The organism is Clostridium sp. LS (assembly GCF_002760435.1).
Classification (GTDB): Bacteria; Bacillota; Clostridia; order Clostridiales; family Clostridiaceae; genus Clostridium.
In genome coordinates this window covers 66,445-79,154 of the sequence record NZ_AUUU01000101.1, presented here as the reverse complement: position 1 = coordinate 79,154, position 12,710 = coordinate 66,445, and the positions used below count along the sequence as shown (strand labels likewise).

Sequence of the window (12,710 nt, the reverse complement as noted above, 5' to 3'; positions counted from 1 at the left end):
AAAATTAATAAATTTATTTTAAATAAGGGGGCGTATTTAAATTGACAAGAATATATAATATCACAATGAGCACTCCGTTTGGAATTCAAAAAGGCAGAATTACACTTGTGATAACTGGGAATTCTTTATCAGGTGTGCTTGAAGGGATGGGAGCTAAAAGTGAATTCTATAATGGTAAAATTAGTGGAAATAATTTTGAATTTTCGGGACAAGCTAGAAGCTTAATAGCTAGAATACAATATCATGTTAAAGGAACTTTAAGCAATGAGGTAATATCAGCATCTATTAATACTAATCATGGAACTTTTTCTGCAAGCGGAACACTTGTCTCTCAATCGTAAAATTATAAGCTTTAGAAGTAGAGAGATAGGGAAGTAATGACATCTTTAAATCTGTTTGTAAATAGAAGGAATTACGGATTGTAAGTGCTACAATTATATTAGTTTTGAATTACAGGCAGTAAATTATATTTAATAAAATTTTACTGCCTTTCCTTATTTTGCGACAACACTATTTGCATATAATTATAAAAATATATTTATATTACATATATTTACATATTATCATTAAAGTGGTATAATTAATACATATTTAGAGGTTAATATAATAATTGTTGTTTTAATATAGAAATAATTATATATAATTGGTTATCATAATTAAAGATGTAGAAGAAAATAAATAAATTTCGTAGGAATAGATTTTGAAAGTGAAAATGGGATATTAATGAAGTATCAAGGCTTGTTGGAGCTACTTTTGGTAGTATAAATGAAAATGGATATAAGCCTTCATCAAATATGAAAAATGAAGCTTTAAGGAATTGGGAATATTTAAAAGTGAGGGGGAATATTATGGACGTATTTGTGGCTAGACAAGCGATATTTGATAGTAAGAAGGAAGTAATTGCTTATGAATTACTTTTTAGAAATAGCAATATTAATGAATTTATTTCCATAAAAAATGTGAACCCGACCTTAGATGTAATTAGAAACAGTTTTCTAGTCATAGGATTTAATAAAATTACTGGAGGTAAAAAAGCTTTTATTAATTTTGATGAGGATTTAATAAAATCAGAAATTATAGAAAGATTTTCAAAGGATCATATTGCAGTAGAAGTACTAGAAACAGTAAAGCCAGATTTTACAATAATTGAGTGTTGCAAAAGATTAAAGGAAAAAGGTTACATTATTGCACTAGATGATTTTATGTATCATGAACAATTCGATGAATTGATAAAATATATTGATATAATAAAAGTTGATTTTCTTGTTACAAAAGGCAATGAAAGAAAAGAGATAATGAGGAGAATAAAAAATAAAAATATAAAATTTCTAGCCGAAAAGGTAGAAACAGAAGAAGAGTATATGGAAGCATTACGATATGGATATTCCTATTTTCAAGGTTATTTTTTTTGCAAGCCAATGATTATCTCGGGGAAGGATGTATCTGGCTATAGGTTTATCTATATGAATTTACTAGAAGAGTTAAACAAAGATAATATAAATATAAAAAAAATAGAAGCCTTAATAAAAAATGATGTACTTTTATCATATAAGTTGTTGAAAGCAGTAAATTCAGCTCATTACTGTTTAAAAAGAAAAATTAAATCTATTGGTGAAGCTATTATGATAATCGGTATTAATGAATTAAGAAGATGGATTTTTATTATTTCACTCAAACAAATGGGGGAAAACAGTATTGATGAACTAGTAAAAATGTCTTTAATTAGAGCTTCTTTTATGGAAGCGTTGAGTAAGGAAATAAGATTTGATATTCTTGAATTTGATGCTTTTTTAAGCGGGATGTTTTCATTAATTGATGCGCTTTTAAAAATACCTATTTTAAATATTTTAAATGAGCTGCCAATTTCAGATTATGTTAAAGATGCGTTATTAGGAAGAAAGAATATACTTTCTGAACTTTTGAGCTTAGTGGTAGAATATGAAAGAGGAAATTGGATTGAGGTAAATAAGTTAATAAGGAAACTTAAAATAAGTGAAGAATTTGTAAGTGATTGTTACTTAGGAGCCATATTAAATCTAAAAAATTTAGAGGAAATAGATGTGTAAATAAACTAAAAAATATAATTTCTAATCATTATTGAAAATATAAACATTTTAATTATATAATTAGACCTTATCTTTGAAAAAGATTTTTCTAGGGTAAGGGTTTTTAACTAAAAAATGCCCCATATGGGGCTAAATAATATTGAATCAAAAAAGAAAAATACAATTTTCTATAAAGCTATTTTCTCTGTATTTTTATTATCAATTGCAGAAATTAAATTTATTTTCTCATGTCCGATTAATATATTAGTATTATCAATGCTAGGCTTCTTTACTGTTGTTACGAGATTTTTAGGGCCATTTACCGATTCTATTGCGTTGTTTATTAGTTTAATAGCATGTGCAAATACTTGTTTTACATTTTCATTAGATGAAAATACTATTGCATTTCCAGCTTTAAGCATTAATATGCTATTTTTAATTATAATTTCAATTGGGTTAGCACATGAAACAATTACTCCATTAACTATATTGGAATTTTCAATATTACTTGCAGCTAATCTAGCTTCAAGATATTTATCATTTTCGCAGTTTTTTAATGCAACAGTGTTATCACAAAGGAGTTCATCATATGATTTAGAAGTAATCTCCTTGCAAGTCATTAAACTAAGTTCTTCTAAGTTAGATTGTAAAACATTAGTAACTGCCGCTATAATTTCATTTTTTCTTGACAAACTATATTTTGAGAATTCTTCGCATGCTGTATAAGCTGAATCAATTGCATCGTTCATAGTATCAAATACACCATGATCGCCTTGTTTATCTATTATAATTGCATATTGGATTGGTTTTTTAATTATCATTGATATCCGTCCCCTTTATTTTCTTATTGCTTAAAATTAATTTATACAAATACTTCATAACACCAAATTAATTGAACAAGGTTAAATAATTAACGTTAATAATTTAACAATAAATTTCAAAAAAATATAGATAAATATTTTTCATATCTTAATTCTTATTATAACAATGTGTTGCTAACTATTCAAGTGGTTGTTGAGAATTTTCTGAATTTTATTTTAAGTTGTTAAAAAACTAACTAAGGAGCGTATTGTTCTCTGAATAAGGGAAATAATATTTGAACATTAAGTAGTATTTTAACAATTTAATATGCAATAACTTAAATTTATTATTGGAGTGATTAATGTGAAAATAGAAGATCAAGAAGAAAACATTACTAATTGTAAAAGTCAATCAGGCTCAAAAGAAAAAAAAACTAATATGCTAGTAGCAGCCTTTATTATTTTTATTTTTCCGATTATATCTATATTGGTTGGTGCATTTATTGGAGGATATTTAGGTACGTTTATTGATATTTCTACTAAAATATCTGAAATAATAGGAGGAATATTAGGATTCGCATTATCTGCAGTTATAATAAAATTATTTGATAAATCAGCAAAGGCGGATGAAAAAATTGAAAAGATTCATTGGGATGATCTATGAAATGCGGTGAATTAAAAGATAAAAATCATAGAATTTAAGGCATGTCCTAAAATACATTTAGATTAAATTTATTTTAGGACATTATTATCAGATTAGTTCCTCATAATTACAGGTAGATTAATTTTTTTTAAACCTATCCAAAGTTTATTTAGAAGAATTCCTTTGTAATCTTGATTATTTTCCCAAAACATTGCTCCTCCAAGGCCTTTGGATTTTATATATTTAACTTTGTAATAAATTGATTCCTCGTCCTCATAAGTTATAAATGAATCATTCTTTTTTAAGTAAGCAGCTTTAGCTTGATCATCCCAGTATCTTGTCCAACCATGTTTATTTATATAACTTTTAATGAGAGTTTTGTATGAAAGGTATTGATGATCACGTAATCCGAAGAAAGGAATGCCCAAATTAATTTTATATGCAGGTACTCCTGCTTTGATAAGTGCAGTTACTGATTCATCACAACTTATGCTCGAGCCAAGATTATAATTTGTAGGGTATAGGTTTGCGTTGTGAGTGCGGTATGCAAAATCATAGGTCATCAAGTTTATATAATTACATATATCTGCAATTTTACTTATTTCTGTATTATTGATATAGAATTCATCTGCTCCAGCAGCTATGCTTAGTATTTGATCACATCCTATTTCAGATCGTATTGCTTGAATCAAAAGTGTGAAATTTTCTTTATCTTGTGGACTGCATTTAATCAAGTCACAGGCACCACTTACAGGATATTCCCAATCAAGATCTATACCGTCTAATTTATATTTATATATAGCTTCTAAGCAGCTATCAGCAAAGATTTTTCTTGAAGATATTGAATAAGCTGCATCAGAAAAACCATTAGCGCCCCAGCCACCGATTGAAAGAATAACCTTTAAATTAGGATTACATGACTTAAAAGATACTAACTTTAATAAATCTTTACTATTGGATACAAAAATCTTACCTTTTTCAATATTTGCGAAAGCATAATTAACATGGGTTAACTTGTGTGCATTTATAGCACTAGGCGTGCCATAAACATATCCTATTATATTATATGGAGATGTTGGAACTAATTTTTTAATTTTCATAAGTCCTCCTAAGCTTATAGGGATAAGTTCATCAAATTAGATATTATACTTACAAAGTATTAAATTAATATCTTATTTGACCTAAAAATAAATGAGCATTAATAAATTTATTAATATAATAATTTATGTAAGTACAATCAATCTTATGGAAAATCAATTTATAATAAACAAAGATAGTGTATATATATTTAAAAATTATTAGCATAATAAGAATATTATGATTTTATTACTTATTATTTAGCAACTATGTATATAAAGCAAAGGAGTGGAAATTATGAAGTTATCAGGAAACACAATTTTAATTACAGGAGGAGGATCTGGCATTGGTTTTGCATTAGCAGAACGTTTCTTAAAGTTAAACAATGAAGTGATTATAGTGGGGCGAAGAGAAGATAAGCTGCAGGAAGCAAAGAGTAAGTATCCAGAATTACATACTAGGACATGTGATGTATCAAAAGAATCTGATCGTATATCCTTGTTCAATTGGGTTAGTAAGGAGTTCCCGAATTTAAACTTTTTAGTTAATAATGCTGGTATTCAGCAAAGAGTAAATCTTTTAAATGCCACTGAAGATTGGAATTATTATTCTGATGAAATTGCAATAAATTTAGAGGGACCGATTCATCTTTCTATGCTTTTTATTCCAGAATTGGTTAAAAGGGATAATTCTTCAATTATTAATATATCATCTGGCTTATCAATCACACCAGGTGTTTGGGTTCCTATTTATAGTGCAACGAAGGCTGCGCTACATTCATTTACAGTATCCTTGAGATTACAATTAGCTAAGACAAATGTAAATGTTATTGAGGTATTTCCTCCAGCCGTCAATACTGATTTAGGAGGCGCAGGCTTACATACTTTTGGTGTAGATGTGAATGATTTAGCCGATTCTGTATTTAAAGGATTAGAAAATGAGAATTTGGAAATAGGTTATGGTGGTACAGAAAAAAGACTTTCTGCATCAATGGATGAGATCCGCCAAGGAACCAAAGCAGCATGGGAGAGTTTTTTGAGTAGAACACCTAAATTTTAAATTATCAGATATCATAATATAAGTTTATAAAAATTCAAGAGAGGCGGTAAATTATAAAATAACATTAAATAGGCTGAGGTTTAATATATAGTAAATCTCAGCCTGATTTATTAAGAACAAATTCTTCCTTGCACTTGAACATTTTCATCAGATTTTGAACAATCATTTAATAAAGGATTTTTTCTCTTATATATAAAGTAATATGGTATTTCATAAGCTAACATAAGGATCCATCCTATAAAACTTGCATATGCAACACCCGCTAGACCTATACGTGGAACGAGTATAAATACAAATATTACTCGAAAGGAAATCTGTATTAATGTAGAAACTAATGTGATTTTCATGTTTCCCATACCTCTAAAGAAGCCTTGTACTCCATTTGTAAAACCAGGAAGAACATAAAAAAAGGCCATAAGGCTTAGGTAACTGACACCTATAGTTACCATGCTTGTATCCCCTGAAGAAACAAACAGTTTCATTATTGGTTCTTTTAAGGCTAAAATAATCAAACAAATGAATATCCAATAGCAAAATTCTATGCATAATCCAGTTTTAAATCCAGATTTTATACGCTTTTTATTATTGGCACCTCGATTTTGTGCAACAAAGGTCATCATTCCATGAGATATACTTTGTTCTGGTATAATTGAAAAATCATCAACTTTGCTTACTGCATTAAATGATGCAATAGCAGCAATACCTAGTTGATTAATAGTGCCTTGTATTAATAATTTTCCAATTGGCTGACAACATTGCTGTAGAGCTGTAATAGAACCATGTACAAGAGTTTGCTTTAGAAATTTTATATCTATTTTCATATCGCTTTTAGTTAATTTTAATAATGGAACATTTTTATAAATGTAAATTATACAAAAAATTGCAGAACAAGCTTCAGCTATATCTGTTGCCAGCCCCGCCCCAAGTACGCCCAAGTTAAAGCCGCCAATAAAAACAAAATCAAGACATCCATTCAAAATAGATGCAACTGCTAAGAATCTTATAGGGGTTCTTGAATCGCCAACACTTCTCATTGCCGATGATACTGTATTATATAAATATGTAAATGGCATCGCGACAAAAATAATTTTAAGATAAAGAGTTGCAGAATAAAGAATTTCGTTAGGAACTTTAAGAAGAATTAATAAATCTTTTGAAAAAATTAAACCGAGTATTACAATTAGTAATGAGAAAAAACATCCAAATATTAAAATAGTGGATATTTCTTTTCTTAAATCCTCATACCTTCCAGCTCCAAAGAATTCGCTCATGAGTACCGAGGCTCCAATACTTACCCCAGTTATTCCTAAAATAACAATATTCATTACAGGATTAGCAGTTCCCACTGCTGCTAATGCACCTGTTCCAGAAAACCTTCCTACGACAATTGAATCAACTGCATTGTAGGTTAGTTGCAGGACGTTTCCAAGTATTAGTGGTATAGAAAAGTTTATAAGATGCTTTGTTATATTGCCTTTTGTCATATCTTTAGTCATATGTTTCACTTCCTTAGTAGTCTTTCATTAGGTTATTATACTAAAGGGATAATTACGCTTTCAACAGACTAACATAGGATTTTGTTTCATTTTGAAACTATTTTAATTTTCGCCATAAAGTACTATGACCAATTTTTAATCTTTTTTCAACTTTTACCTGATTCATACCTTCTTGTATCATTACATACTCAATAATACGCGCTTCAATATCTCTTAAGCTTCCACTAAGATCAATTGGAACTAAGGAGGCTTCTTTGTGATTATTACGTTCTATTCTTAATGTATTTTTAATTTCACTAATTCCAATATAGGAGCCATTACATGTTAGAGTTAACTGGTTTATTACTCTCATAAATTGTCTTATGTTTTCTGGCCATTCATAATTGCATAGCAATTTTATTCCGTTGTCTTTTACTCCAACAATTTGACTTGAGCATCTTACATCTAACTTAGCAAGGTACATGCTAACCATATTAGTTATTTCACTGCTATAATTTCTAAAAGGCAATAGTTCTATTCTAACTTCATCTAAAATTGAACGAAGTTGTTTTAAGAGGTTTCCGTTGCTTACACAAATTTCCACAGGAAGTTCACAAGAGGCGATTATTTTAATATCATTATTTTTATTTAATTTCTTTAATATATTAGCTATTTTCTTTTGTCCTTCTTTATTTAATGTATCTATATCTTCTAAGAATAAAGTTCCACCTTCATTATATAAATGCTCAATTATAACATTATTTAGTAAATCATAGTCATAATCTTCTGATATTAAGTAACAGCCTACACATAATAAATTTTTCCTTTTTTGAGGTCCATAGCAGGTGCATAAATATCCTACATCGCTTTTACACATTCCATCTTCACCAGTTATGATAGTTGGAAGAGGTGTATTACTTAATTCTATTATTTGAGATAAAATTGTTTGGGGAAATACTGTATGAATATGACTTGGCGAAATTTCATGGCCCTTAAAAATTTGTATAAAATCATGAGTACTACCATCATCCAGATTTTTATCATCTATATAATCGTTAACTTCAAGTGCTTTTTCCTTATCTTTAACTATAGCATTGCATAATCTTATAGCTTCATCAATAGCACTTCGAACGCCTTCTATTCCGCTTGTAAGCAATATGCTGTTTATTCCAAATTCTTGTGCTGTTTCATAAACAGTATTATCTCCAATGACAAGTTCGTAGCTTTCATTTTTTAATTCATCTATAATATTATTTATATCTTTATGCTGATTATAACACTGTGACTCTATGGAATATCCTAAGAATTCACTTAACTGCTTAAAAGACTTACTGATACTTGGATAAGCTAAAAATATTTTCTTTCCTTGATAACCTTGGGATAATTTTAAAATCCTAAGGATATCAAAGGCATTTATGTAAACTTCAATAATAGGTAATTTTGTTATCTTTCTGCAGATTTCGGCTGTACCACCCCTTGTTATAATAGCGTTATAATTTTTTTCTGCCTTTAGTTCTTGTATAAGTTTTGGGCCCTTTTCATAATTCCCTTGATAAACATCTATTTGAATATCTTTGTATTCATCTAAAATTGACATTACCAGGTCCTTTAAGCCTAAGTAGGGCGCTAAAAAAAGAATCTTTATTTTCATAGTTATTTTCTCCATTATTTATTATGGTTTTATTATATCAAAATTAATATGTAGTTTATATTTTCTAATAAATTATGAGGTGTTTTAATATGTTAAAAACTATGATTACTAAGAAATAAAATTGTGGCTTAATTACCAGAATATATGCTAAAAACCACTGTGTATGATCCTTACATATGTAAATATAGATTCTTTATCTATTATAAACATAAATTACTTGTGTAATTAAATGATTTGTAGGCTATAATAGATAGCAATACCATATCGGTGACTAATGCAGCCTAAAATATGTAAATTAATAGGGTGCAAATAAAACACAAGGAGTGGTTATTTGTTTAAACTAAATTGAAATATACTAAGAGCATTTATTCTCTTAGGAATATTTTTAATGAATCTTGGAACCAATTATTCAAGTGCTGAGCAAAAAAAAAATGTGGTAAACAAAGTTGTTGCAAGCAAGTATGAAGAAAGTTCTAAGATGGAAAATGCTGAAAGTGAAGGGCATAAAGATCCAGCAGAAGGATACACTGATATTTCATCCAATAACTTGAATAAAACACCAGTAGAAAATGAAAAGGTTGAAACTGCATCGTCAAAATCTCAAGAAAATCAAAATCCGATAGGTACGCCGATAAAAGCTGAATTAACTGCATACTCTAATGATCCTAAATGTTCAGGAGAATGGGGATCACAAACAGCAATGCAGACAAAAACAAGAGTAGGTGTTATTGCAGCTCCATCGAAAATTCCTCTTGGAAGTAAAATTTACATTCCAGAGTTAAAAAATTATAAAGCCGATGGTATTTTTGATGTCGAAGATAGAGGTGGAGCAATTAAAATTAAAAAGGATGGTACTTATGTAATAGATGTTTGGGTACCAACTTATGAAGAAGCAGTGCAATTTGGAAGGAAATATACAACAATTTATTTAATAGATTAATGTTCAAATTAAAATATATACTAATTCTTGAGTAAAAATACGTAATCCTTTACTGGGATTTTAATTAACGGCGGATTAAAAAATGCCTTTTAAATTATTTATTAACAATTTAAGATAAAAACCACACATACTATAAAGAAGTATTTATTTACGTATGTGTGGTTTTTGTTTTATAATGTATTATTTGCTTATAACAAAGGCTGCACTTTTAAGCGGTAGTTTTTATAAATATTATTATCGCACAGGGCAAACTCCATTAGCACATTCTTTATCGATTATTTCATGTTCTTCATCGTCATCAAGTTCTGCTAATAATTCATAGTCTATTGGTTTTATATTCTTTAGTCGCTTTTCGTATTCTTCTCTGCTTATAGATTCATAAGGCAAAAGAGGGTAGGTTTCATCCATTAATGGAAGGAAAGTTATTCCAACGACGTAGTCAAAATTATTATATAACCAATCTGCTACATCATCCCATTCATCATCTTTTACGTGTACAGTTATAGAAGTATTATGATCAGTCCAGTTCATCATTGATAATTTGTATAGTTCAAGTTGTTCTATAGCTCCAACATCATATTTTGTTTTTCCTTCGGGAGCTTTTATAGGAAACTCAATAACTTTCGTTGTACAGTTTTCATCATTTTGGCCATTTTCATTAAATATAGGATAGCATTTTAGTTTTTCAATCATTTTATATAATGGATCAGACACAGAAATTCTAACTCTTCTAATGTAATAATTTGAATGTGAATAATGTATACCTGAACTTACACATGGCAGTGTTGAAAGAGAGCCTTCCGGCTTAATTGTTGTCATAAGCTCAGGCGCTGAAATTCCGAGTTCGTTGGAATATCGGGTACCTTCATTTCTAACAACTTCTCTTAGATGTTTTAGTAATTTTCCTAAGCTATTATAATCCATATTTGTTTTGTTCAGCATATCCATCATACCGGTCAAAGAAATTCCAACAATTCTATCTGATTGCATAACTTCATTCCAATTTGGAAGTTCAACATTTACTAAGGTCATCCTAATTGCAACTCGTGTAGATAGTTTAAGTACTTCTTCTAGGTGCTTTACATCTAGCTCATTATCCTTATCTACAAAAGATACTAAGTTATTAGTTGATAAATTGCAACATTGGTGAGAATTAAGTAATATCTCACCACATGGATTGCAGCCCTTAAACGTCCTCTTCCTCTTTTTAGCTTCAGCTCCATTAATAAAACCAGGTTCACCATTTATTTTTATGGAATTTAATATTTGTTTTATTTTATCTAGCGATGGTCTTTCTTTATATAAAACAGAATTGTTGCTCATTTTTCGATGCGAAACTTCTAAATTCTCAATCCAATTTCCACTTACTATCTTATAAAGATTGCTTTTTGCGTTAATAACATCTTTGTCATCTTCATCGCAAATAATCATCATGGCGCTACGCCTAACTCCACCAGAGACAACATTTTCGCTTATTATAGTCGCTATATCAAGAACATCAATTGATTTTAAAGATCCATCTATAAGATTACTGCAAACCTTATTAATTTTCTCAAACATTCTTTTTAAAGATTTATGACCAGATGCTCTTCCTCCAAATCTTTTAAGTCTTTCACCTTCAGGTCTTACATAACTATAATCGAATACTACTTTTTTTATATTTATATATTCTGGTAATGTAACTAATTTGAAATAAGTTTCTAAAGCATTGCACCAGCCTTCTTTGCTATCACCAATTTTAATTGTAGCTGTAGATGGTTCATCTTTATCTAAAATTAACTTTGTATCTTCCATATATTCTTTTGGCATATATTTATGAACACCTTCAGAATATTCTCCTGCTACAGATATTTTTCTTATTTTAGGCATTTTAATTATTAATTCCTTATCAATTCTAACACCTACACCTGAACCAACCATTAATAGATAAAATATATCTACAAAATCATGGAATTCCTCAATCATTGTAAAGGAACAATTATAATTTGAAAGAGGATACTCTTTGACTATATCTGTTCCACCCATATAAAGAGTTCTTCCTGATGTAAAAGTCCTTAAATTAAATAGGTTATCAAATAGAAGTTCTGCTTCCTTAATTTCATCTTGTAAATTTATATGAAATCCATGCTTCTTCTTAAAGTCTATACCAAGCTCAATATTATATTTAGTTGTTCTAAGAACTGTTTCAAACCAATTTTCTCTTCTTTTCTTATCATCTAAATACCTTGAATAAGTTCTTAGGTAAACAAATTCACCTATAGCGCTTAATGGTGTATTCTCCAATTCTTTATATTTGCTCAAAAAAGCTTCTGATAATATTTCACTCATGTATATTCCTCCAGTTTTGTTTCCGAATAATCTAAGATTTACTTATTAATCCTAGTATTCTTTTTAGTTATAATATTTTCAAGTAAAAGGGATATTATTATTTTAATGCATTTTAATGAGAAATACAATATGTTGTGCTAGGAAAATAAAAAAACACTATATATAGACTTGTCCTGCTATTTTGAAGAAAGGGGGTATAGAGTAAAATATAAAATTATACTGGAGCATTGGAACATATTCATTAGTAAAATTGTGATATTTGTCACACTAAAATATGAAAAGGCGTGATATTATTATTTAGTTGGAATAGTGGTCATAGGGTATTTACAAAATAGCCCAAAAGTTGTAATATATAAGCGAACATAAGTTCTTTTTAAAGCATATTAATACTATTTAAGGTGTAAAAATATTTAACGATATATAAAATATAGCTATATTAAGTTAGGGGAGAGAGAAAAAAATGAAAAACGTAATTGATATTTTGCATAAAGAAAAAGAGTTAGTTAATGCAGTTGAAATGTACTTAAAATTAGAATGCTATGAATCATACAAAAACAATAATCTAGAAAGAGTATTTGAAAAAGCAAGAAATGATGAGGAAATAAAATTAAAGGTATTACATAGTATTAGCAAGTTTATTCTTAACTAGCATTTATTTATATTACATAGGACAAACTCCCAAAGGGCAGCTA

General features: G+C 28.8%; 11 protein-coding genes. 6 read left to right on the top strand and 5 right to left on the bottom strand.

All coding sequences use genetic code 11. The annotated features are described in order from the left end of the window. Positions 1–41 precede the first annotated feature (41 nt). Together COL3_RS20445 and COL3_RS20440 are read left to right on the top strand one after the other, a co-directional pair. The gene (locus tag COL3_RS20445; protein ID WP_008421126.1) at positions 42–341 is read left to right on the top strand and encodes a hypothetical protein; all 300 of its coding nucleotides are present in this window, start codon (positions 42–44) and stop codon (positions 339–341) included. Positions 342–848: 507 nt separating this feature from the next. Beyond that, the gene (locus COL3_RS20440) at positions 849–2,066 is read left to right on the top strand and encodes an HDOD domain-containing protein (RefSeq protein ID WP_008421124.1); all 1,218 of its coding nucleotides are present in this window, start codon (positions 849–851) and stop codon (positions 2,064–2,066) included. Between the two features lie 167 nt (positions 2,067–2,233). On the opposite strand, the gene COL3_RS20435 is transcribed toward COL3_RS20440, so the two are convergent. Continuing rightward, complete coding sequence (locus COL3_RS20435; protein ID WP_008421123.1) at positions 2,234–2,866, bottom strand: aldehyde dehydrogenase family protein; 633 nt, start codon at positions 2,864–2,866, stop codon at positions 2,234–2,236. 343 nt (positions 2,867–3,209) lie between these two features. On the opposite strand from COL3_RS20435, the gene COL3_RS20430 reads away from it, so the two are divergent. Then, positions 3,210–3,509, top strand: coding sequence for a SoxR reducing system RseC family protein (locus COL3_RS20430; protein ID WP_008421121.1), 300 nt, complete (start codon positions 3,210–3,212; stop codon positions 3,507–3,509). A 92-nt stretch (positions 3,510–3,601) separates the two neighbouring features. On the opposite strand, the gene COL3_RS20425 is transcribed toward COL3_RS20430, so the two are convergent. Continuing rightward, positions 3,602–4,588, bottom strand: coding sequence for a glycoside hydrolase family 18 protein (locus COL3_RS20425; protein ID WP_008421119.1), 987 nt, complete (start codon positions 4,586–4,588; stop codon positions 3,602–3,604). 274 nt (positions 4,589–4,862) lie between these two features. Here COL3_RS20425 and COL3_RS20420 point away from each other — a divergent pair, with 274 nt between their 5' ends. Then, complete coding sequence (locus COL3_RS20420) at positions 4,863–5,624, top strand: SDR family NAD(P)-dependent oxidoreductase (protein ID WP_008421118.1); 762 nt, start codon at positions 4,863–4,865, stop codon at positions 5,622–5,624. A gap of 110 nt (positions 5,625–5,734) precedes the next feature. Here COL3_RS20420 and COL3_RS20415 read toward each other — a convergent pair whose 3' ends face one another. Further along, positions 5,735–7,120, bottom strand: coding sequence for an MATE family efflux transporter (locus COL3_RS20415; RefSeq protein ID WP_008421116.1), 1,386 nt, complete (start codon positions 7,118–7,120; stop codon positions 5,735–5,737). A 97-nt stretch (positions 7,121–7,217) separates the two neighbouring features. Next, positions 7,218–8,750, bottom strand: a complete 1,533-nt coding sequence (locus tag COL3_RS20410) for a sigma-54-dependent transcriptional regulator (RefSeq protein ID WP_008421115.1) — start codon at positions 8,748–8,750, stop codon at positions 7,218–7,220. A 388-nt stretch (positions 8,751–9,138) separates the two neighbouring features. Here COL3_RS20410 and COL3_RS20405 point away from each other — a divergent pair, with 388 nt between their 5' ends. After that, positions 9,139–9,690 carry a 3D domain-containing protein gene (locus tag COL3_RS20405; protein WP_008421113.1) on the top strand — a complete coding sequence of 184 codons (552 nt, stop codon included), beginning with the start codon at positions 9,139–9,141 and terminating at the stop codon, positions 9,688–9,690. Positions 9,691–9,924: 234 nt separating this feature from the next. Here COL3_RS20405 and nrdJ read toward each other — a convergent pair whose 3' ends face one another. Then, entirely contained in the window at positions 9,925–12,018 is a 2,094-nt protein-coding gene (nrdJ, locus tag COL3_RS20400) for a ribonucleoside-triphosphate reductase, adenosylcobalamin-dependent (protein ID WP_008421111.1), read from the bottom strand. A gap of 460 nt (positions 12,019–12,478) precedes the next feature. Between nrdJ and COL3_RS20395 the strand changes: the two genes are divergently transcribed. Further along, positions 12,479–12,667: a hypothetical protein gene (locus COL3_RS20395; protein WP_008421108.1), complete on the top strand. Its 189-nt coding sequence runs from the start codon at positions 12,479–12,481 to the stop codon at positions 12,665–12,667. Positions 12,668–12,710 lie beyond the last annotated feature (43 nt).